Raw genomic sequence first — 20,966 nt, forward strand, 5'->3', positions numbered from 1 at the left:
CCCCCCCACCCCCACCCCCCCCCCAACCACATGTTGCCCGCATACCTATTCTCCGAAAATTTTACCGGCCCGGGCCCGCCGGGGGGGGGCCACAAAACCGCGTTTTTTTTTCCCGGCCCGGGGGGGGGGGGCCCGCGCCCCTGGCGGGCCGCCGGCGCGGAAGGGTGCGGCCGCCGTCGGCACGCGCCTGACCGGGGAAGCTGTCCGAACGGGAGCGACCCCCGTCCCGCGGTGGGACAGGGGTCGCTCGGCGTGGCGTCGGCGTCAGGCGTCGACGGTCACCTGGTTGTCGGCGGGCGCCGGGCTGTCGGCCGAGGCGGACTCGGCCGGCTTGCGCCGACGGCGGCGCCGGGCGGGCGCGGCGTCGGTCTCGTCCGGTGCCGCCTCGGCGGTGGCCGGAGCGGATGCCTCGGCGGTGGCCGGGGCGGATGCCTCGGTGGTCGCCTCGCCCGACTCGGCGGACGTGCGGCGACGGCGTCGGCGGGCGGGCTTGGTCTCGTCACCGGTGGCGGGCTCGGCCTGCGCGTCGGCGGCAGCGGCCTGCGTCTCACCGGTGGCGGCCGGAGCGTCACCGGACTCGGTCGGAGCGGACTCGGTCGCCGACTCGGTGGCCGTCGCCTCGCCCTCGGCGGGCTTGCGGCGGCGGCGCCTGCGGCGGGCCGGCTTGTCGCCCTCGGCGGCATCCTCGGCCGGAGACGCGTCGGTCGCGGACTCGGTCGCCTCGGTGCCGGTCGCCTCCGCGGACTTGCCACCGCGAGTGCGCCGACGGCTGCGCGTCGACTTGGGCCGCTCGGCGCGCTCCTCGACGACATCGCCTTCCTCGCGCACCGGCTTCGGCTTGCGGATGACGCCGGTGACGCCCTCCGGGATGCCGAGATCGGAGTAGAGGTGCGGCGAGCGCGAGTAGGTCTCGGCCGGATCGGGGATGCCGAGGCCGAGTGCCTTGTCGATGGAGGCCCAGCGGTGCAGCTCGTCCCAGTCGATCAGGGTGATCGCGACGCCGGTGCGCCCGGCGCGGCCGGTGCGGCCGATCCGGTGCACGTAGGTCTTCTCGTCCTCGGGGCACTGGTAGTTGATGACGTGGGTGACGTCGTCGATATCGATGCCGCGCGCGGCGACATCGGTGGCGACGAGCACGTCGATGCTGCCCTTGCGGAACTTGGTCAGCGCCTTCTCGCGGGCGATCTGGCCCAGGTCGCCGTGCACCGCGCCGACCGCGAAACCGCGCTCGGCCAGGTCGTCGGCCACCTTCTGCGCGGTGCGCTTCGTGCGGGTGAAGATCATCGTGGCGCCGCGGCTCTCGGCCTGCAGCACGCGCGCGACCAGCTCGCTCTTGTCCAGCGCGTGCGCGCGGTAGACGAACTGCGCGGTGCGATCGTGCACGGCCGAGTCGTTGGCCAGCTCGGCGCGGATGTGCGTCGGCCTGGTCAGGAAGGTGCGGGCGAGGGTGATGATCGGGCCCGGCATCGTGGCCGAGAACAGCATCGTCTGGCGCTTGTCGGGAACCATCGAGAGAATGCGCTCGATATCGGGCAGGAAGCCCAGGTCGAGCATCTCGTCGGCCTCGTCGAGGACCAGCACGCCGATCTTGCCGAGGATCAGATGGTTCTGGTTCGCCAGATCCAGCAGGCGGCCGGGGGTGCCGACGACCACGTCGACGCCGTCGCGCAGCGCGGCGATCTGGGTGTCGTACGGGCGGCCACCGTAGATGGCGGCGACCTTCAGCGAACCCTGGTGGTTGCTCAGGTACTTGCTCGCGTTCTCCAGGTCCTTGGTGACCTGGATGCACAGCTCACGCGTCGGCACGATGACCAGTGCGCGCGGGGTGCCGTCGAGCGGAGTGGTGCCGGTGTCGGCGGTGGCGATGCGGTGCAGCAGCGGCACACCGAAGCCGAAGGTCTTGCCCATGCCGGTGCGGGCCTGACCGATGAGGTCCTCGCCGGCCAGCGCCAGCGGCAGGGTCAGTTCCTGGATGGCGAAGGTGCGTTCGATGCCGATCTCGCCCAGCGCGCGCACGATTTCGGAGCGCACGCCCAATTCGGCGAAACTCGGCGGGATGTGGGTGTTGTCCAGTTCGGCCGTCAGGAGTGTGTCGGTCAAACCGGGTTCCTGTTCGACAGTGATCTTGCTCAGGGTTCGTGCCTTCCTCGTCATTGCATCTCGCACGCACGAGGTGGGGCGGGCCGGTCGGCCCACGACGACCACATATCCGCCTGTGATATTCACCGGGCCTGCACCGAGCGCTATCGCGTCATCGGCGCGGCACATCGGTGATGCGGATTCGGTGCGCGCACATTTTCCGTGGACTTCGCCGCCGCCGTCCGCCCGCATGTCGCGCGGGTGGAGGCTTCGCCAGCCGCGTCCGCACAGTGCGCCGGAGCGATGAATCTAGCGTTGTCCACGGTGATTGTAGCGTGATAATGTGCGCAACCCGAATTTCGGGCGCGGCGCCGATGTCGCGAAAACGGGTGTGACCTTCGCCTTCGGCGTTCGGGCGATGTGTCACAGCACAATTCGGGGCACCGGATTTCCGCGCGTGTCCCCCGATGTAACAGAGCTCACTTGGTACCGCCGGTACCAGGTATGAGACATTCTTGTCGTGAGCATCACCGAGACAGTCACCACCGCCGCGCGCAACGCGTGGGCGCTGAGCTTCGGCGCGGGCATCGAGGCACCGGACCCGGCGCCGTCGACCGTACTGTACGACGAGCCGCATCGCCTGTTGCGCCGGTATGAATCCGGATCCGTTTCGGCCACAACGGATTCCGCGGTGCTGCTGGTCCCGCCGCTGGCGGCTCCGGCGACCTGTTTCGATCTGCGGCCCGACCAGAGCCTGGCCCGCCATCTGGTGTCGAACGGCCGCCCCACCTACCTCGTCGACTACGGCGACATCTCCTTCGCCGACCGGGCCATGGGCTTCGAGGACTGGGTCACCGACATCCTGCCCGAGGCGATCCGGCGCGTGAGCGCCGATCGCGGCGGCGCGCCCGTGGATCTGGTCGGCTGGTCGATCGGCGGTGTCTTCTCGTTGCTCACCGCCGCCGCGAATCCGGAATTGCCGATCCGCTCGGTCACCGGTGTCGGCGCGCCGCTCGATTACGACAAGATGCTCGGCATGCCGCAGGTGCGGGCGGTCGCGAGCCTGACCGGCGGCCGGGCCACCACCGCGGTCGTCCGCGCGGCGGGCGGAATTCCCGCGCCGCTGACCAAACTCGCCTACCGGATCGCCGCGATCGACCGCGAAATCGCGCGGCCGCTGTTCGTCGCGAGCAATATCGCGCGCACCGAGACGCTGGCGAAAATGGAATCCATCGATCGTTTCCAGGCCGCCATGCCCGGCTATCCCGGTCGCTTCTACGGCCAGATCTGGGGCCGGTTCATCCTCGCCAACGACATCGGCAAGGGCCGCCTGGAACTGCGCGATCGCACGGTGGAACTCGCCGACGTGCGGGTGCCGGTGCTGCTGGTCGGCGGCACCGCCGACGTGATCACCCCCAAGGCCGCTGTCGAGGCCGGTCTACGCACGCTCACCGGCTCGCCGTCGGTCACCTACGAGGTCGCGCCGGGCAGCCACCTGGGGATCCTCGCCGGTCCCGACGCCCGCCACTCCACCTGGACCTACCTGGACAAGTTCCTGGCGGAGCGCGACTGATCATCGATCGGGACTAAGGTTGGTAGCCATGGGAGCACAGACCTCTGCCGCGCCGGACGTTGTCTCGACCGAACCGCTCGCCGCGGACCACCCCGGGGTGACCGAACTGTTCGCGGTCCTCGCCTACGGCGAGATCTCCGCGTTCTATCGACTCGCCGAGGAAGCCAAGCTGGCGCCCTCGCTGCACGGCCGGGTGGCGGTGGCCAAGATGGCGGCCGCCGAACTGGCGCACTTCGAGGCGCTCGAGGCCGCGCTCACCGCGCGTGGCGCCGACGCGGAGTCCTCGATGGCGCAGTACCAGGGCGCGCTGGACTCCTATCACGCGTCCACCGATCCCTCGACCTGGCTCGAGTCGATGGTGAAGTTCTACGTCGGTGACGGGCTCGCCGCCGACTTCTACTCCGAGATCGTCGGCGTGCTCCCCGCCGAGGTCGCCGATGTGGTGCGCGAGGTGCTCGCCGAGACCGGGCACTCGCAGTTCGTCGTCGACGAGGTGCGCGGCGCGGTGGCGGCCAGCCGCTCCGAGCGCGACCGGCTCACCCTGTGGGGTCGCCGCCTGCTCGGCGAGGCGATCACCCAGGCGCAGTACGTGATGGCCCAGCGCGACGAGCTCGCCGAGCTGGTGCTCGCCGCGACCGGTGATCTCAACGGCATCGCCACCCTGTTCGACCGCATGCAGGAGCGGCACGCCGCCCGCATGGCCGAACTGGGACTCTAGGACTCACTCGCCCGCCGCGCGGCCCTGCACCAGGCGTAGCTCCGGTGCGCGCGCGGCGGTCTCGCGCGGCAGCCAGATGACGACCTGCTGATCGAGCTCCGCCGAGAGGGTCTGCACGGTGAAGGTGAGGGTGCCCCGGGTGGGGTGTTCGAAGCCGAGCAGGCTGGGGACGTCCTCGGCCAGGCGGTGCGGCTGCCAGCGGCGCGCGAATTCCGGTTCGGTGCACAGCAGCGCGATGATCGCGGCGACCCGCTCGTCGTCGGGCCGGCGCAGGCGGGTGCGGGCCAGCTGGTCGGCGAGGTGATCGGCGAACTGGGGCCAGTCGGTGACCGTGTCGCGCGCCCGCGGGTGCCGGAAGGTCCAGACCGCCAGGTTCACCTGGTCCGGGTCGTCGAGCAAACCGAGCGGGGCGACCAGGTCTTCCCAGGCGCTGTTCCAGGCGAGGATGTTGGCGCGGGGGCCGAGCGCGAACGCGGGCGTCGGCGCGATCGCGTCGATGACGCCGCGCAGCGTGGCCGAAACCTGATCCAGGGCCGGGTCGAAGGCGGTGCTCGGGCAGCGGGCCTCGGCGCTCGAGGTGAGCGCGAGCCAGCCGAAGTGGGAGCGCTCGGTGTCGTTGAACCGCAGGGCGGTGGCCAGCGCGTCGACCACGGCCATCGACGGATTGGTGTCGCGGCCCTGCTCCAGCCGCGCCAGATAGTCCGCGCTCACCCCGGCCAGCACCGCGACTTCCTCGCGGCGCAGCCCCGGTGTGCGGCGCCTGCCGCCCGCGGGCAGGCCGACGTCCTCGGGGCGCAGCTCGGCGCGGCGCGCGATCAGCAGTTCGGCGAAGGCTGAGTGGACCATCCCTCCATCGTGCCCGGTCCCCGGATCGGCAGCCACGCCCTGCCGGGTCCAGGATAAGCGCGGTCTGGCTAGCGGACCACGGTCCGGTGAGGCTGGTGTCATGACTTCCTCGACACAGACCCAGCAGCTGAAGACCGGATCCTGGGCGCTGGACGCCAGCCATTCCATCATCGCGTTCACCGTGCGCCACCTCGGCATCGCGAAGGTCCGCGGCGGGTTCACCCGCTTCGAGACCGAGTTCGTCGTCGACGAGAGCGGCGCCGCGACCATCGGCGCCACCATCGATCTCGACTCCTTCGACACCGGCAACGCCGACCGCGACGCCCACGTCCGCAATGCCGACTTCCTCGACGTCGCCAACCGTCCCACCCTGAGCTTCCGCGCGACCGGCCCGGTCCGGGTCGCCGAATCGTTCACCGTCACCGGCGAGGCCACCCTCGGCGGCATCACCAAGCCGCTGACCCTCGACGTCGAGTGGGGCGGTGTGGCCGACTTCATGGACGGCACCCGCCACGCGGGCTTCTCGGCCACCGGGTCCATCAAGCGCACCGACTTCGGCGTCGGCGGCCCGATGCCGGGCATGCTGTCCGACACCGTGAAGATCGAGCTGGATATCGAACTCGTCGAGCCCGCCTAGTTCGCTCTCAGCGCAGGCCGGAGTGTCACCGGCGTCGTCGGGCTCGACTAGCCTGGTGAGGACAACACAGGACTCTTACGTTCGGAGGTTGGCCGTGGAGGTCAAGATCGGTATTTCGGATAGCCCGCGCGAGCTCGTGATCAACAGCGCGCAGAGCCCCGAAGAGATCGAAACGCTGGTGACCGAGGCGCTGACCAGCGCGAGCGGCGTCGTCTCGCTCACCGACGAGAAGGGTCGCAAGTTCCTGATCCAGTCGGCCAAGGTCGCCTACGTCGAGATCGGCTCCCCGGCCGTCGGCCGCGTCGGCTTCGCCACCATCTGAGTCCTGACAGCGAAAAGCCCCGCACCGGAATCCGGTGCGGGGCTTTCGTCTGTCCGTCAGCCGATCGGGTGCAGCGGGACGTGCTTGAGGCCGCCCCAGGCGAGCGCGACGGTGGTGTCGACGGCCTCGTCCTTGGGGATCGGGCGGTCGGCCTCGAGCCAGTAGCGGGCGGTGAACTGGCTCGCGCCGACCAGGCCGACGGCAAGGATGCGAGCCCGGTACGGATCGAGGCCGGAGTCGTGGGCGACCAGGTCGAAGACCGCGTCCACACAGGCCTCGGTGGCCTGCTCGACCCGGCGCTGCACCTGCGGCTCCGAGGTCAGGTCGGATTCGAAGACGAGCCGGAAGCCCTGCATCTCGTTGTCGACGAAATCGAAGTACGCGGCGACGGCGGCACGCACGCGCTGCTTGTTGTCGGTGGTGGAGCGCAGCGCCTGGCGCACGCTCGACACCAGGATGTCGACATAGTTCTGCAGCACCGCCAGATACAGCTCCAGCTTGGAGGCGAAGTGCTGGTAGAGCACCGGCTTGCTGACACCGGCCACCTGCGAGATCTCGTCCATGCCTGCGGCGTGATAGCCACGCTGGACGAACACTTCGCTGGCGGCGAGCAGCAGCTGCTGGCGCCGCTCGTCGCGGGGTAGCCGGGTGCCGCGCTTGGCCGGGACCGTTTCCGGCACCGATCGGCGCGAGGTCATGCGGTCCACGAGGTCTGTCATCTCGGCTCTCTTTGTCGTTTACTCCGCGGCAGGGGTACGCCACCGGTGTCCCACGAACGATACCCGCCAGGTGTTCCCGATAAGTTTCGCCCTGGAAATGTAGTACCAGGCCGCGAGGTTCGCCGGGCCGTAACCGCGCGATCGCGCGCGGCCGCCGCGTGAGCCCACCGACCCACTGTGAGAATCTGGTGGGGTGACCGACCGCCCGGAACGACCATCCGGCGGCGGGCGCGATGCCGCTCGCCCCACGCCACCCACCGAGTCCGGTTCTGTGACATCGGCGCCAGAAGGGCGAGAACTCGAGGTCTACGACCCGCTGGGGCTGTATCAGCCCGCCGACCGATCCCGCCAGCCGCTGCGTGCCCGCTGGGACCCCACCGACGCCGACACCGGCAGGCCGCGCAGCCCGCAGCGCGACGCGAAGAAGCAGAGCGCGCTGGGCCGGTTCGTCTCCCGCTACGGCTGGCGCGCCTACGCGCTGCCGGTGCTGCTCGCCGTGACGGTGCTCGTCGTGGTCGACGCCGTGCGTGCCGGGCGCACCGCCCCGCCCACCGAACCCGGTTTCGGCGCGCTCAGTCCCGGTGTCGCGCAGTCCGGCATCATCGGCGCGCCGCCCGAGGGCGACGGCAAGTTCCCGGCCGATCTGCCGCTGGGCGCGCTGCCGGAGGGCGGCGAATTCGTCGAACGCGCGGCGGGCACCTGGCATGTCGTGCCGGGCACCACGGCGCAGGTGGGGGCGGGCACCGAGCGCGTCTTCCGCTACACCGTCGAGGTGGAGGACGGCATCGACACCACCCCCTTCGGTGGTGACGCGGCCGTGGCGAAGATGATCGAGACCACCCTGGCCAACCCGAAGAGCTGGACCAACGACCCCCGCTTCGCCTTCCAGCGCGTCGACGCGGGCGACCCCGACTTCCGGCTCTCGCTCACCTCGCGCGAGAGCACCCGCGCCGCCTGCGGATTCGAGATCCCGATCGACTCGTCCTGCTACAACGCCGACATCGACAGGGTGGTGCTCTCGGAGGTGCGCTGGGTGCGCGGTGCGCTCGCCTTCGACGGCGACATCGGCTCGTATCGGCAGTACCTGGTCAACCACGAGGTCGGCCACGCCATCGGCTACCACGGCCACCAGCCCTGCGAGAGCGACGGCGGGCTCGCGCCGATCATGATGCAGCAGACCTTCGGCACCAGGAACAACGACATCGCCCAGCTCGATCCGCACGGCGTGGTCCCCGCCGACGGCAAGACCTGCCGCTTCAACCCGTGGCCGTACCCGAGGGGCTGACCCACAGGGTGATGCGCGACGATGGACGGGAAGAACCCGGCGCCGGGCGACGTTGACACGATTGCCCACCCGCACGGGTTTCGGCCGCCTCGCCGCCGCGGGGCGAGGCGTAACGGCGCAGCCGCAGAATCGCCCCGCGGCGGCGAGGTCACGAGGCCGAAACCCCGCGGCGCCAGCCGCCATAGATACAGGAGCTCTGACGTGTCATTCAACGGGTCTCTGCCGCCGCTCGTGGAGCCGGCCGCGGAACTGACCAAGGACGAGGTCGCTCGCTACAGCAGGCACCTGATCATCCCGGATCTGGGCGTCGACGGTCAGAAGCGGTTGAAGAACGCCAAGGTGCTCGTGATCGGCGCGGGCGGCCTCGGTTCGCCCGCGCTGCTCTACCTGGCCGCGGCCGGGGTCGGCACGCTCGGCATCGTCGAGTTCGACGAGGTCGACATGTCGAACCTGCAGCGCCAGGTCATCCACGGCGAATCCGATATCGGCCGCTCCAAGGCCGACAGTGCCCGCGATTCGATCCTGGAGATCAATTCCGGCATCGACGTGCGGCTGCACAAGATCCGTCTCGAGCCCGACAACGCGGTCGAGTTGTTCCGTGAGTACGACCTGATCGTCGACGGCACCGACAATTTCGCCACCCGCTACCTGGTCAACGACGCCGCCGTGCTCGCGGGCAAGCCCTATGTGTGGGGCTCGATCTACCGCTTCGAGGGTCAGGTGTCGGTGTTCTGGGAGGACGCTCCCGACGGCCGCGGCATCAACTACCGCGACCTGTACCCGGAGGCCCCGCCGCCGGGCATGGTCCCGTCCTGCGCCGAGGGCGGCGTACTCGGCGTGCTGTGCGCGTCGATCGGTTCGGTGATGGTGACCGAGGCGATCAAGCTCATCACCGGCATCGGCGAGACGCTGCTCGGCCGTCTGATGGTCTACGACGCACTGGACATGAACTACCGCACCATCAAGCTGCGCCGCGATCCGGAACGTCAGCCGATCACCGAGCTGATCGACTACGAGGCGTTCTGCGGTGTGGTCTCGGACGAGGGCATGGCCGCGGCGGCCGGGTCGACGATCACCGCCGCCGAGCTGAAGGATCTGCTCGACGCCGACAAGATCGAACTGATCGACGTGCGCGAGCCGGTCGAGTGGGACATCGTGCACATCCAGGGCGCGACGCTGATCCCCAAGGATCGCATCCTGTCCGGTGAGGCGCTGGCCGAGCTGCCGCAGAACAAGCCGATCGTGTTGCACTGCAAGACCGGTATCCGTTCGGCCGAGGCGCTGGCCGCGCTCAAGCGGGCCGGTTTCGCCGATGCCACGCACCTGCAGGGCGGCGTCGTCGCCTGGGCCAAGCAGGTGGATCCGTCGCTGCCGGTGTACTGAGCGAGTAGCTGCGCCGTTGCCGACCTCGCCGAAGATTGCGGCGAGGTCGCAATGTGCCGGTGTGCCAGCGTGCCTTCGGGCTTCGGCGGCGGCACCGGGGTTACGGTACGGCCGTGACCTCAGTCGAACCTCCCGAACATGTGCGAGCCACATTCGGGCTTCGCGAAGTGACACCGGTGTCCCTGGGCGATTGGGACGGCGGCTGGCGGCTGGGTGAGGTGGTGTTGAGCCCGGTCGCCGATCACGCGCGGGCCGCGTGGTCGGCGAAGGTGCGCGAGACACTGGTGGTCGACGGCGTGCGGTTGGCCCGGCCGGTGCGCGCCACCGACGGCAGGTACGTGGTCTCCGGCTGGCGGGCCGACACCTACATCGACGGCGCCCCGGAACCGCGGCACGACGAGGTCGTGTCGGTCTCGCTGCGATTACACAAGGCCACAGCGCAATTGGAACGCCCACGGTTCCTGGTCCAGCCGCCGGTCGCGCCGTGGGTCGACGTCGACGTGTTCGTCGCGGCCGATCGCGCCGCCTGGGAGTCGGTGCCGCTGCGCAGCCTGCGCGCGGGCGGCGTGCCCATCGCCCCGACGCCGGACGGCCAGCGCAGCCTGGAACTGATCGGCCAGCTGGCCACCCTGCGCAAGCCGGTGCGCAGTCCCGACCAGCTGGTGCACGGCGATCTGTTCGGCACCGTCCTGTTCTCGGGGGCGCACACGCCCGGTCTCACCGACATCACCCCCTACTGGCGGCCCGCGGCCTGGGCGGCCGGTGTGGTCGTCGTGGACGCCCTGGCCTGGGGCGGTGGCGACGACGGCCTCCTCGAGCGCTGGTCGACCCTGCCGGAGTGGCCGCAGATGCTGTTGCGCGCCTTGATCTTCCGTCTGGCCGTGCACGCGCTGCATCCACGCTCCACGCCGGAGGCCTTTCCCGGACTGGCCCGCACCGCCGACATGGTCCGTTTGGCGCTGTAAGGGCGGATTGCGCCGATAGTGACCGATGGGTCGGATGTGGTTTCAAATCCATTGAGACCCAACGTTTCCTGACGTAGCGCGTGCTATCTTCATCGAGCATCGCCGCCATGTGTCCTGCGCCGGACCGGGGGACCCACCGCGGCCCGTCACGAGCGGTGAGGATTGCTGCGGGTGAGAATCCAGCCCAGACAACAGATTCTGGACATTTGGAGCGCCATGCTCTCGGCCTGCTACCGGGACGAGAAATGGCATTGGGACGGCGTGCTCGGCGCGAATTCGATCAGCGATTCCGAGCAGCTGCTGTGCCTGCTCTATCCGGCGACCGAGATCGAGAGCTTCGCGCTGGACCGGCCCGAGGCCATGTCCGACGACGTGAAATTCGTGCTCGAGGCGTTCGGTGGTCAGGCCAGGATCGGCATCACCGTGCTCGGCCTCGTCGAGGAATACCTCGCCCGCAACACCGATCCCGACGGCCTGCCCCGGTTCGACGCGGGCAGCTACCTGCGCGCTCCTGGCGACGGCGAACCCACCCAGGCCCAGCACACCCTCGAGGTGGTGGACGGCTACTCCATGTCGGTGACCCTGTGCATCGCGGCACTTGGCTTCGCGCGCGTGTTCGATCGCTGGGCCCGCACCGAGCGGCGCAAGGACGTCAGCGCGCGGATCACCGAGCTGAGCGCCGGCCTGAGCACCCGCCTGACCGCCGCGATGACCGGCCTGGTCCGCAGTTTCGTGGTCAACACCGCCTCGCCGCGCTCGCCCGCGGGCAAGGTGATGCTCGGCATGCTCAACCAGTCGGGCCAGTCCGAGAAGGCGGTCGTCGACGCGGTCGCCCGCAGCCTCGACCGCGTGCGCGCCCGCCTGCGCAACGACGTCACCCTGGGCCGGGCGCCGGAATCCGAACTCGACGACGAGGACCTGCTCTTCGAGTGCGGCTGGAGCTGGGGCGTTGTGCAGGGCGCCGACCCGGTCGACTTCGTCCCCGACGCGATCGGCTCCAGCATCGGCTACGCCGATCCCCGCCCCTACCTGTACTTCACCATCACCGCCCTCGACGGCATCAACGACGTGCTCTCCCAGCGCACCAGAGAGCTCGACCTGCTCGACGACACCCAGTACCGCCTGGCCGAGGCGCTGCGCATCCGCTGGGACATCACCCAGCGCTACTGGGCCACCGTCGCCCGGTTCGGCAGCGGCACCTGGCCGCTGGAGGACATCCCGTGGCGAACCTCCGACGGCGAGGAATCGGACTACTTCTCGCTGATCGTGTCCGCGGTGCTGATCCAGGAACTCGTCGCCCGCACAGCCTCCGACGACGACCTGACCCGCGCGATCGGCATCTTCGACGAGCTCGCCCGGCGCGGCCGCATCATCCGGCGGACCACCCAGGACGACCCGTCGGTCGCGCTGCACCACCCCGGCGTCCGGATGACGCTGCGCGGCAGCGAACTCGTCGAAGGCGGCGGCCCCCGGCTGGAGTGGATCGCCTCGGACTTCGCGCCCGTGCTGCTCAAGCGCAGCCTGCAGGCGGCGCGCCTGTCCGGCAACATCACCGCCCGCGACCGGCTGATGGAACTGGCCAAGAAGGTGATGGACCACCTCGACCTGCGGATGATCTCCGAGGGCGACGCCGCCGGCCTGTGGGACGACCCCGGCGCCGTCTTCGGCAGCGCGGCCGCGCCCGGCCAGACCCGCCCGTCGTGGTACATGACCGAGCGCGTCATCGAATGTCTGGTCACCGCCGACCGCACCTACCGCGAGCCGCCGCTGCGCTCGCCCGCCATGGTCGTGCGCGCCGTCGAGCTGCTCAACGAGGCCGAACATCTGCTCAACCAGGAGATGCTCAATGTCAGCGTCGAGGACACCTCGGCCAATCGCACCGCGCTCGACGGCGTCGAGCAGCAGCTGGCCAGGGCCAGGGACGTGGTGAATCTGCAACCGGGAACGGCGTTCACGCTCGCCTCGGCGGCCCTGATCGAACTCGACCGGCTCGCCTACGCTCGTCTCGACGCGATGAGGAGCACCTGACCCGATGATCGTTTTCGCCACCTCGGACAAGGGCGGCACCGGACGGTCGGTGACCAGTTGCAATCTGGCGTACCGGCTCGGGCTGCGCGGCATCAGCACGGCCTATCTGGATTTCGATTTCGGCTCGCCCACCGCGGGCGCGCTGTTCGAGATCAGCGCCGTCGAACGCGGCACCCAGGCGGGCAGCGGCCTGCACTCGTATCTGCGTGGACACAACACGCTGCCGCAGCGCATCGACGTGCGGGCCAACACCAATCGGGATGCCTTGCGCAGTCAGCGATCCCGCGGCGGCAAGCTGGTACTGCTGCCCGGTGACGAGGGTGGCGGCGAGGCCATGTCGGCCAACGATCAGCACGTGGTGCGCCGCTGCCGCGAACTGCTGCTCGACCTCGACAGCACCTACAAGGTGGTGATCGTCGACCTCAGCGCAGGCCGGTCGGTGGCCATGCAGATCGCCCTGGAAGCGACACGGCCGCAGGACATGCCGGACAAGGAGGTGTGCTGGCTGGTCTACCATCGCTGGACTCGTCAGCACCTGATGGCAGCGCAGGGCCTGGTCCACGGACCCAAGGGCCTGTTGAAGACCGGGGTGGAACTCGGGTACGCCCCCGACGACCTGCTGGCCCGGATCCGCTTCGTGCGCACCGCCGTTCCGCGCGTCACCGACGAGCACGCGGCCAGCGGCGGCCCGCAGGCGGCGTGGCTGCTCAAGCAGAACGACGCGCTGCGGTCGCTCGCGGCCGAATACCGTCTCGGCGCCGGTGCGCTGCTGGGGGAGACCCCGGTGGAACCGGTCCTGCAGTGGCGCGAGCAGATCGTGCTCGACGCGGATGTCAACGCGGGCATCGCCAATCGCGCGACGGTGGAGGCGTTCGAGGAATTGGCGCGGCGCCTGTGGGATCGCGCGACCTGGGTGCGCGTCTAGCGTTAGAATCCGCTCCGGTTCTGTCCGGTCGGGTAGGCAAGGGGTTGCAGTGGTGGGTGGCGCCGTCTACGCCGAGTCGACGGCGTCCGTGCGGATCGAGGACGTTCCGCTCGCGCATCTGTCGATCGAGGTCGGGCACTTCTACATGTCCGATCTGCTCAACGGCGAAACGGCCATCGCCGCCCAGTTCGGCAAGGTGGCCCCGCTGCTCGAGGCCTTCACCGATATCGCCAGGCGGGAATTCGCCGAGGTCGCCGGCGGCCCGTCGCGGGTGCGGGTGAGTACCTGCTTCCTGCTCGACGACTACTTCCAGACCGAGGCCGATCCCCGCCAGATCGTGCCCAAACTGCTGCGTATCGCCCGCGAGTGCGGCGTCCGGATCGACTACCTGGCCAGCGAGGCCGGGTGCAGCAGGTACCTGCGCAGGCAGCACGACGAACCGCGGATTCCGCTGGCACAGATGGTCGCCGACGCGATCGTCGCCGAACCGGCGCCCGGCAGCACCGGGCGGCGGCCACCGACCGCGGAGTCGGGCTGGCTGTGCAACGGTGAGCGGTCCAGCGACCACGAGCCGGGCCAGGCGATGGAGGTCAGCTACCGGCCGCCGGTGGAGTTCGCGGCGCGCAATCATTCGATCTTCCTCGATGTCGAGATGTGGCGGGACCGCGGCGCCGGGCAGGACGTGCTCTGGTCGTGCCCGTTCCTGGCCTCGGTGTGGCAGCTGCTGCGGCTGGGGATGCTGCGCTACGAGGGCAGAGCGATCGTGGATGCCGAGTACTGGGCGCCCGATCACGCGTGGCCCGCCCGCTGGGAGGACTTCCCCAGTGTGATCCGGCTCCAGGAACGCGCGGCGCCGTTCGCCGCGTTCCGTTCGCTGTCGCTGCTGCCGCAGCGGTATGTGGGCATCGAGCACGCGGTGCGGATGATCCTGGATCACGTGCAGCCCGATCCGGCCGTCGTCGCGCTGATCGCCCGGCGCGCGGGCGAGCAGGGCATCACGATGACCGACGACGTCACCGACCGCCTCTCGCATTTCTTCCTCAGCACGGTGTGATCACCGTGCCGTGGCCAGGGCGACCGGTTACGCTGCAGCAATGCAACTCAGCGGTGGTCCGCTGGCACTTCTGGGTGAAGTGCGTACCGGCCTGCTCCCGGAGTCGGCGGCCCTGAGCCGCGGGTCGGCGGCGGAATTGCTGACCCTGGTGCGCGGCCGTCGCGTGCAATCGCGCGAGCGGCCGGTGAGCTGGGCGCAATCCCCGGTCATCGCCGAGGGCGTCGACTGCAGGCTCGCCACACCCTCGCGCGGCCGGGTGCGCGGGGTCGGCACGGTCGCGGCTCACGCCGTGGTCCTCGGCGGCCGGATTCTGCAGAGCTCGGCCGTGGCCACCGTCACCGCGGGCGAGGGCACGCACCGGCGCGGCTGGGGTCACTATCTGAGCCGGATCGGGCTCGTCGAGATCCTCACCCGGATTCCCGCCGACATCGGCGCCCAGCTCGTCGACGGATTCCTCGGCCCCGGCGATCCGACCGTGGCCACGCTCGACCCCGGCGCGATCGCGGCCCGCCTGCACATGCGCGTGCGCACCGATCCGATGCTGAATCAGAAGCCGCCCATCCAGACCGGTGCGTCCCGGCTGCGCTGGGCCGCCAGGGTGGAGCGCGGTGCGGCGCCGAGCATGTCGTTCGTGCTCGTCGACGACGAGACCAGACTCGCCTCGGTCGTCGTCGGCGACGACGCGGAACTGGGTGCGGTACAACGTTTCTGCGAAGACCTGGCCATGCACGACTGGCTGCTCACCGTGCTCACCGAGGTGATCGACGAGGCCGAGATGGCCGAGCTGTCGCGCAGTTCACCCGCCCAGGTGCTCACGCCGCTGCTGGAACACCTGGTCCACCTGTGGCTGCCCGGCGCGTTCACCCCGCCGCCACTGCGCGGCCTGTGGACGGGTCTGGAGAGCGATCCCGGCTTCACCGTGCAGTGGAATTCGCGGATCGGGCAGCTGCGCGACCGGGTCGCGGTGGCCACGCTCGGCGCGCTCACCCGCAGCCAGACCCGCTGGTGATCAGAGCCGGAACAGCTGGCGCACGAGCAGCGCGAAGAACACCGAGGTCGACACGATGCCCGCGTACGACTCGACGATCAGGGTCGCCTGCGCGAACGAACTGAGTCGGGGCAGGCCCTCGGTGCCCACCGGATTCAGGAAGTTCAGCAGGCCGACCCTGGCGGCCGTGGCGAGTCCGATCCCGGTGCTCGACAGGTAGAACACCGCGACGAACACCGCGATCTCGAGTGCGATCCAGGCCAGCAGCAGGAATGGCCGATACCCGTAGCCGCACAACAGATCCGAGGCGATGCCGGGCATTCTTCGCCAGCGCGGACCGCGTGCCCTGGTCTTGGCTCGCGCCATGTTCAGCCCGCACCGGTCCTGGCCGCGTGGGTTCTCGGTGATGGTGTGCAGGCGGTAGGCCTGGCGGTAGGCGAGAGCGGCGTGCGCGGGCAGCCGGTGTGCCGAGAGTTGTTCGCCGAGTTCCTCGTAGACGTCGGCGAGCAGGGTGGACTGGGTGCGGCTCAGGCGCAGCGGCCCGCGGAATTCGACCTCCGCGGCGAACAGGGCGGTGAGCACGGTCTCGCAGGCCAGCTCGCGGCCCGCGTTGTCGAGCACGTCGGGGTCGGCGTCGCGGTAGAGGTGGGCGAAGACGAGGCTGTCGCCGACGCGGCGCGTGGACGGCGGGACATAGTCGGCGAGAAAGTGTTCCACGCGGTGGTTGAGCTCGTCGAGCAGGGTGTATTCGGTGGCGGCGCCGGGCGCGCGCTGAAAGTCGGCGATCACCTCGGCGAAAGCCCCGGCGTGCCTGCGGATGAGCGTGGTCTTGGAGGCGACGAAGTCGCCGAGCCGGTCGTGTTCGGCGTACTCGGTCATCCGTCGTCCAGCGGTCCGCGGTCTTTGCGCCAGCGCCGATCGGCCGGGTCGGCGGCCGACCAGTCGGGAGATACACGGTGTACCAGCAGATCTCGTGGCTCGCCGGCCCCGAAGTACTGTTCCTCGTGGTCGAGCCAGGTGAAGCCGGAGTCCTTGTAGAGGTTGGTCGCGGGCACATTGGAGGGCCGCACGGTGATGAAGATGGCTTCCACCTGCGAGGACCGGCAGCGCGCCAGCGCACGATCCAGCAGCGACCGGCCCAGCCCCTGGCCCTGATAGCGTGATGACACCGCGAGGCCGATCAGCCACGCGCTGCGCCTGCCGACGGCGACGAGTGCGTAGCCGCAGATCGAACCATCCAGATCGGCGACCACCCATTGTGATCCGTGAATATCGAACAATTGCCGCAGCGCGAAATAGGGGTAGGCCAGCGGCATGAATTCTTTCGACTCGAGTTCGGCGATCGCGGCCAGATCATCGACGGTGGCGGACCGGAATCGTAGCTCTGCCTGCTCGTTCGAGATGTTCAATACCGCTCACCTCTGCCGCCCCGATGCAAGTCTGCATTTCCAGAGTAGAGCGCGGCACCGGTCGCGGCCACCACGATGGCCTAAATGCGTTGGCACACTGCCGAAGGCGGCGTCCGGCGAGGGGAACCCGGACGCGGCCTTCGTGGTCGGTGAGCTGGGGGTCAGACGTTGGCGTAGGCCAGGGAGGGGACCTTCTCGATGGCGAAGGAACTGCGCAGGTAGTACCACCAGGTGACGGCGGCCATCACCAGGAAGGCGCCCGCGTAGGCCCAGAAGGCGGGGGCCATCGAGCCGAAGTTGATGTTGGACAGGCGAAGTGCCTGCTGCAGGACATAGCCGCCGGAGGCGCCGATCGCGCCGATGACACCGATCGCGGCGCCGGCCTGGCGGCGGGCCGAGGCGGTGGCCTCGGTGAGGTCGAGGCCGTGTTCGGAGGCGTGCTTCTTGGCGGTGGCGCTGAAGATGGACGGGATCATCCGGTAGGTCGAGCCGTTGCCGATACCGGTGAGCACGAACAGCAGCAGGAATGCGGCCAGGTAGAGCGGGAAGCTCTTCAGGTCCAGTGCCACCATGATCAGCGCGACCGCGACGGCCATGCCGGAGAACACGAACACGGTGATCTTGGCGCCGCCGATCTTGTCGGAGACCCAGCCGCCGAACGGGCGGCTGAACGAGCCGACCAGCGCGCCGAGGAAGGCCAGGTTGCCCAGCGTGGTGATCCAGCCGATCTTGGCCAGGTCGGGGAAGTTCGCCTTGATCAGGGTGGGGAAGGCGAAGGAGAAGCCGATGAACGAGCCGAAGGTGCCGATGTAGAGGAACGACATGATCCAGGTGTGCGGATTGGTCAGCGCCAGCTTGTAGGACTTGCCGTCGGACTTGGCGTTGGTGATCGAATCCATGTAGCGCAGGGCGCCGAACGTGGCGATGAGGATGAACGGAATCCACACCAGCACGGCGAGCGTGATGCCGAACCGGTAGCCCGCCGCGTCCTTGGCCATCAGGTGCGTACCGAAGGTGATCAGCAGCGGCAGCACCAGCTGGGTCTGCGCGACACCGAGGTTGCCGCCGGCGGCGTTGATGCCGAGCGCGGCCCCCTTCTTGCCCTCGGGGAAGAAGAAGGAGATGTTGGCCATCGAGGAGGAGAAGTTGCCGCCGCCGAAACCGGCGAGCGCGGCGAGCACCAGGAACACCCACATCGGCGTGCCGGGCTGGTTGACGAAATAGGCCAGGCCCAGCGTCGGGACGAGCAGCATGGCCGCGCTGAACGCGGTGAACGCCCGCCCGCCGAACCGGGGGATCGCGAAGGTGTACGGGATGCGCAGGGCCGCGCCGACCAGGGTGGGCGTCGAGGTCAGCAGCAGGGCGTTGCTCACAGCGACCGGGTTGCCCTTGCCGAGCCCTTCGAGGAATCCGAAGCCGGCGGCGCCCATGCTGGTGACGACCGTGCCCCAGATGACCCAGACACTGAAGCCGAGATTCTCGGCGAAGACGGAGAAGAGCAGATTCTTGCGGGCGGTCCGCTGACCGCCGGATTCCCAGAATTTCAGGTTGTCGGGTTCCCAGTGGGTCAGCCAGCGACCCTTCTTCTCATATGTGAAGGACGGGTTGTCCGTCTCCTGGCCGGTGGCGGCAATCGCGGTCATCGGCTTCCTCTCGATCGAGCGCGTAACGCGGGGTCGAATCAACGGTAGGAAGCGGTTGTTGCGTAGTCGTGGCCTCAGGTGACGATCCAGCCAACTCGGGCTCACCGGGGAAATCCGCGGCCGGTGACTGTCCGGTTACATCAGCGATCGGGGTACTGGCCGATGAGTGTGGCGAGGAAGCAGCGGGCGGCCTGCATCGCCTTGTCGGCGTCACCGTCGATGACGGCCTGCACCAGTTCGGCGTGCTCGGTGTCGTAGGCGTCGTCGGAGCGGGAGGTGCGCGCGTGGATCACCTGCTCGATGATCGGCAGCAGCGAATCGTAGAACTCCAGGTATACCGCGTTGTGGCTGGCGACCACGATCGCGCGGTGCAACTCCACGTCGGCGGCGATGGCCACCGGGTCGGGTTCGTTCCAGGTGCGGTTGCTGCGTTCGGCCAGCAGGCGGCGCAGGTTGGCGATGTCGGTGTCGTCGCGGCGCCGTGCGGCCAGGCCCGCCGCGGTGGTGTCGAGGGCCTGCCGGAGCTCGAGGATGTCGCGTTCCTCGGCGTCGGCGAAGTACTTGGCCAGGGTGCCGCCGACCTCGGAGGTGGCGATCACATAGGTGCCCGAGCCCTGACGGCGTTCGAGCATGCCTGCGTGGACGAGGGCTTGCACGCCCTCGCGGACGGTGTTCCGCCCGGTCCCGGTGAGCTCGGTGAGTTCCGGTTCGGTGGGTATCCGTTGGCCGACTGGCCAACGGCCGGAACGGATTTCGGCCCGAAGCTGCTCGGTGACCTGGGCGATGAGGCTGGTTCGCCGGACGGGTTGCACGTTCGCAAGGGTACTGGGCCGGGTGGACATTGCTCACAATCCCTTGGACATGGTCATCGGGTCATCCTATGATTTCGGGGTGCCGCCACTCCACGAATCCGCTACCGCCCCGCATCCGCGTGACCTCGAGTCAGAGGTCGTGGTCGACGAGGGGATCAGTCGTCGCTCGCTGACCGAGGGGCGGCTGCTGGTTCTCGCGGCCATCGTCATGTCCGCGCTCACGCTGCGCGCCGCGGTCACCGCGTTCAGCCCGCTGGCGGAGGAGATCGGCGCCGACGTCGGCTTCGGGACGGCGATCGTCGGGGTCTTCGGCATGCTGCCGACCGCCATGTTCGCCATCGCCGGACTGGTGACGCCGGTGCTGGTGCGCCGGTACGGGCTCGAGCGCACCGTCCTCGTCGCCATGCTGCTCGCCGGTGTCGGCTCGCTGACCAGGGTGTTCGCGCACAGCACCGGCGAACTGCTGGCCTTCTCCGGTGTTGTCCTGCTCGGCATGGGCATCGGCAACGTGGTGATCCCGCCGCTGGTGAAGCGGTATTTCGCCGACCAGCTCGCGGCGATCAGCTCCCTCTACATCGTGATGGTGCAGCTGAGCACCGTCGTGCCCGCCTTCGTCGCGGTGCCGCTGGCCGAGGACCACGGCTGGCGGATCTCGATGGGCGTGTGGGCGCTGGTCGGCTTCGCCGCCGCGGTGCCGTGGCTGTTCGTGCTGCGCGACCGCAAGGGGCGCGACCTGGTCGACGTCACCGCGCTGCCCGCCGAACCCGCGCCCGCCGCGGGCAAGGTCTGGCGCTCACCGGTGGCCTGGGGGATGGCCGCGATGTTCGGCATGACCTCGCTGACCACCTACGCCATGTTCGCCTGGCTGCCCAAGATCCTGTCCGACGCGGGCGCGAGCGCCGGCTTCGGCGGCAGCATGGTCGGACTGTTCGCGCTGATGGGCCTGATCCCCGCGCTCGCCGCGCCGACCGTGGTCTCGCGGATGCGCAATCCGTTCCCCGTGGTCGTCGGCTGCGTCGCGCTGTTCGTCATCGCCTTCGCGGGCCTGCTGATCGCGCCCATGGGCGCGCCGGTGCTGTGGGTGGTGCTGCTCGGCCTCGGCCCGAGCACCTTCCCGATGGCGCTGACCCTGATCAACCTGCGGACCCGCACCCCGCGGGGTTCGGCGGCGCTGTCCGGGTTCACCCAGGGCGTCGGTTACGCCGTCGCCTGCGTCGGCCCGCTGCTGTTCGGCATGCTGCACACCTGGACCGGCGGCTGGCCGGCCCCGTTCGGCCTGCTCGTCCTCGCCCTCGCCGTCCTGCTCGCCGGTGCCTGGCAGGCGTGCAAGCCGCGCATGCTCGAAGAGACCTGGTGACGGCGAACTCCTCACCGTCGGCCATTCCCCGAAGTGCGCATTACCCGGCGGGGGTGTTGAGTGGCGGGGAAAGGGGGGGGGGCCCCCCCCCCCCGGGGGGTTAGGGGGTTTTGGTGGGTGTTGGGCGGTGTGTTTTCCCCCCCGCTGGGGGGGGGGGGGGTGTTCGCCCCGGCGCGGCCCGCGTCTCATTTACCCCTTGGGGGTTACCCCCCCACTTCGGGGA

The 20,966-nt window shown here is 69.5% G+C and carries 19 protein-coding genes; 12 read left to right on the plus strand and 7 right to left on the minus strand.

The features are described 5' to 3' along the window. Nucleotides 1–264: 264 nt before the first annotated feature. Nucleotides 265–2,154, minus strand: a complete 1,890-nt coding sequence (locus QH270_RS31895) for a DEAD/DEAH box helicase (RefSeq protein WP_280348233.1) — start codon at nucleotides 2,152–2,154, stop codon at nucleotides 265–267. 445 nt (nucleotides 2,155–2,599) lie between these two features. Between QH270_RS31895 and QH270_RS31900 the strand changes: the two genes are divergently transcribed. Together QH270_RS31900 and QH270_RS31905 are read left to right on the plus strand one after the other, a co-directional pair. Continuing rightward, the gene (locus QH270_RS31900) at nucleotides 2,600–3,652 is read left to right on the plus strand and encodes an alpha/beta fold hydrolase (RefSeq protein ID WP_280348235.1); all 1,053 of its coding nucleotides are present in this window, start codon (nucleotides 2,600–2,602) and stop codon (nucleotides 3,650–3,652) included. 28 nt (nucleotides 3,653–3,680) lie between these two features. Beyond that, nucleotides 3,681–4,370, plus strand: a complete 690-nt coding sequence (locus tag QH270_RS31905) for a ferritin-like fold-containing protein (RefSeq protein WP_280348237.1) — start codon at nucleotides 3,681–3,683, stop codon at nucleotides 4,368–4,370. Nucleotides 4,371–4,373: 3 nt separating this feature from the next. Here QH270_RS31905 and QH270_RS31910 read toward each other — a convergent pair whose 3' ends face one another. Beyond that, nucleotides 4,374–5,216 (minus strand): helix-turn-helix transcriptional regulator, encoded by an 843-nt coding sequence (locus QH270_RS31910; RefSeq protein ID WP_280348239.1) that lies wholly within the window; start codon nucleotides 5,214–5,216, stop codon nucleotides 4,374–4,376. A 100-nt stretch (nucleotides 5,217–5,316) separates the two neighbouring features. On the opposite strand from QH270_RS31910, the gene QH270_RS31915 reads away from it, so the two are divergent. Next, nucleotides 5,317–5,853: a YceI family protein gene (locus tag QH270_RS31915; RefSeq protein ID WP_280348242.1), complete on the plus strand. Its 537-nt coding sequence runs from the start codon at nucleotides 5,317–5,319 to the stop codon at nucleotides 5,851–5,853. A 94-nt stretch (nucleotides 5,854–5,947) separates the two neighbouring features. Further along, complete coding sequence (locus QH270_RS31920; RefSeq protein ID WP_280217457.1) at nucleotides 5,948–6,175, plus strand: DUF3107 domain-containing protein; 228 nt, start codon at nucleotides 5,948–5,950, stop codon at nucleotides 6,173–6,175. Between the two features lie 56 nt (nucleotides 6,176–6,231). Here QH270_RS31920 and QH270_RS31925 read toward each other — a convergent pair whose 3' ends face one another. Further along, nucleotides 6,232–6,894 carry a TetR/AcrR family transcriptional regulator gene (locus QH270_RS31925; RefSeq protein WP_019048689.1) on the minus strand — a complete coding sequence of 221 codons (663 nt, stop codon included), beginning with the start codon at nucleotides 6,892–6,894 and terminating at the stop codon, nucleotides 6,232–6,234. 193 nt (nucleotides 6,895–7,087) lie between these two features. On the opposite strand from QH270_RS31925, the gene QH270_RS31930 reads away from it, so the two are divergent. The 7 genes from QH270_RS31930 (at nucleotide 7,088) to QH270_RS31960 (ending at nucleotide 15,543) form a co-directional block, all read left to right on the plus strand. After that, nucleotides 7,088–8,179, plus strand: coding sequence for a DUF3152 domain-containing protein (locus tag QH270_RS31930; RefSeq protein WP_432420463.1), 1,092 nt, complete (start codon nucleotides 7,088–7,090; stop codon nucleotides 8,177–8,179). A 201-nt stretch (nucleotides 8,180–8,380) separates the two neighbouring features. Next, the gene (gene moeZ, locus QH270_RS31935; RefSeq protein ID WP_280348245.1) at nucleotides 8,381–9,562 is read left to right on the plus strand and encodes an adenylyltransferase/sulfurtransferase MoeZ; all 1,182 of its coding nucleotides are present in this window, start codon (nucleotides 8,381–8,383) and stop codon (nucleotides 9,560–9,562) included. A 113-nt stretch (nucleotides 9,563–9,675) separates the two neighbouring features. Then, nucleotides 9,676–10,527, plus strand: coding sequence for a TIGR02569 family protein (locus tag QH270_RS31940; RefSeq protein ID WP_280348247.1), 852 nt, complete (start codon nucleotides 9,676–9,678; stop codon nucleotides 10,525–10,527). Nucleotides 10,528–10,698: 171 nt separating this feature from the next. After that, on the plus strand, nucleotides 10,699–12,555 hold the full coding sequence (locus tag QH270_RS31945) for an SCO2524 family protein (protein ID WP_280348249.1): 1,857 nt from the start codon (nucleotides 10,699–10,701) through the stop codon (nucleotides 12,553–12,555). A 4-nt stretch (nucleotides 12,556–12,559) separates the two neighbouring features. Beyond that, nucleotides 12,560–13,480, plus strand: coding sequence for an SCO2523 family variant P-loop protein (locus QH270_RS31950; RefSeq protein WP_280348251.1), 921 nt, complete (start codon nucleotides 12,560–12,562; stop codon nucleotides 13,478–13,480). A 52-nt stretch (nucleotides 13,481–13,532) separates the two neighbouring features. Next, entirely contained in the window at nucleotides 13,533–14,534 is a 1,002-nt protein-coding gene (locus QH270_RS31955; RefSeq protein ID WP_280348253.1) for an SCO2522 family protein, read from the plus strand. Nucleotides 14,535–14,574: 40 nt separating this feature from the next. Then, nucleotides 14,575–15,543 carry an SCO2521 family protein gene (locus tag QH270_RS31960; RefSeq protein ID WP_280348255.1) on the plus strand — a complete coding sequence of 323 codons (969 nt, stop codon included), beginning with the start codon at nucleotides 14,575–14,577 and terminating at the stop codon, nucleotides 15,541–15,543. Here the strand turns inward: QH270_RS31960 and QH270_RS31965 are convergent, their stop codons facing one another. The 4 genes from QH270_RS31965 to QH270_RS31980 all read right to left on the minus strand — a co-directional run bounded on the left by QH270_RS31965 (nucleotide 15,544) and on the right by QH270_RS31980 (nucleotide 19,386). Then, nucleotides 15,544–16,401 carry a hypothetical protein gene (locus QH270_RS31965; RefSeq protein ID WP_280348257.1) on the minus strand — a complete coding sequence of 286 codons (858 nt, stop codon included), beginning with the start codon at nucleotides 16,399–16,401 and terminating at the stop codon, nucleotides 15,544–15,546. Further along, complete coding sequence (locus QH270_RS31970; RefSeq protein ID WP_280348259.1) at nucleotides 16,398–16,931, minus strand: GNAT family N-acetyltransferase; 534 nt, start codon at nucleotides 16,929–16,931, stop codon at nucleotides 16,398–16,400. The genes QH270_RS31965 and QH270_RS31970 overlap by 4 nt, the downstream gene beginning before the upstream one ends. A gap of 161 nt (nucleotides 16,932–17,092) precedes the next feature. Further along, nucleotides 17,093–18,574 (minus strand): nitrate/nitrite transporter, encoded by a 1,482-nt coding sequence (locus QH270_RS31975; RefSeq protein ID WP_280348261.1) that lies wholly within the window; start codon nucleotides 18,572–18,574, stop codon nucleotides 17,093–17,095. Between the two features lie 140 nt (nucleotides 18,575–18,714). Then, on the minus strand, nucleotides 18,715–19,386 hold the full coding sequence (locus QH270_RS31980; RefSeq protein ID WP_280348262.1) for a FadR/GntR family transcriptional regulator: 672 nt from the start codon (nucleotides 19,384–19,386) through the stop codon (nucleotides 18,715–18,717). Between the two features lie 208 nt (nucleotides 19,387–19,594). On the opposite strand from QH270_RS31980, the gene QH270_RS31985 reads away from it, so the two are divergent. After that, on the plus strand, nucleotides 19,595–20,743 hold the full coding sequence (locus QH270_RS31985; protein WP_280348265.1) for an MFS transporter: 1,149 nt from the start codon (nucleotides 19,595–19,597) through the stop codon (nucleotides 20,741–20,743). Nucleotides 20,744–20,966: the final 223 nt, after the last annotated feature.

The organism is Nocardia neocaledoniensis (assembly GCF_029868625.1).
GTDB classification, from domain to species: Bacteria; Actinomycetota; Actinomycetes; order Mycobacteriales; family Mycobacteriaceae; genus Nocardia; species Nocardia neocaledoniensis_A.

Excerpts from the sequence above, each read along its gene's own strand:
- QH270_RS31895 (WP_280348233.1), bottom strand. The coding sequence starts at position 2,154 with ATGACGAGGAAGGCACGAACCCTGAGCAAGATCACTGTCGAACAGGAA.
- QH270_RS31905 (WP_280348237.1), top strand. The coding sequence starts at position 3,681 with ATGGGAGCACAGACCTCTGCCGCGCCGGACGTTGTCTCGACCGAACCG.
- QH270_RS31910 (WP_280348239.1), bottom strand. The coding sequence starts at position 5,216 with ATGGTCCACTCAGCCTTCGCCGAACTGCTGATCGCGCGCCGCGCCGAG.
- QH270_RS31915 (WP_280348242.1), top strand. The coding sequence starts at position 5,317 with ATGACTTCCTCGACACAGACCCAGCAGCTGAAGACCGGATCCTGGGCG.
- QH270_RS31925 (WP_019048689.1), bottom strand. The coding sequence starts at position 6,894 with ATGACAGACCTCGTGGACCGCATGACCTCGCGCCGATCGGTGCCGGAA.
- QH270_RS31950 (WP_280348251.1), top strand. The coding sequence starts at position 12,560 with ATGATCGTTTTCGCCACCTCGGACAAGGGCGGCACCGGACGGTCGGTG.
- QH270_RS31960 (WP_280348255.1), top strand. The coding sequence starts at position 14,575 with ATGCAACTCAGCGGTGGTCCGCTGGCACTTCTGGGTGAAGTGCGTACC.
- QH270_RS31965 (WP_280348257.1), bottom strand. The coding sequence starts at position 16,401 with ATGACCGAGTACGCCGAACACGACCGGCTCGGCGACTTCGTCGCCTCC.
- QH270_RS31975 (WP_280348261.1), bottom strand. The coding sequence starts at position 18,574 with ATGACCGCGATTGCCGCCACCGGCCAGGAGACGGACAACCCGTCCTTC.
- QH270_RS31985 (WP_280348265.1), top strand. The coding sequence starts at position 19,595 with ATGTCCGCGCTCACGCTGCGCGCCGCGGTCACCGCGTTCAGCCCGCTG.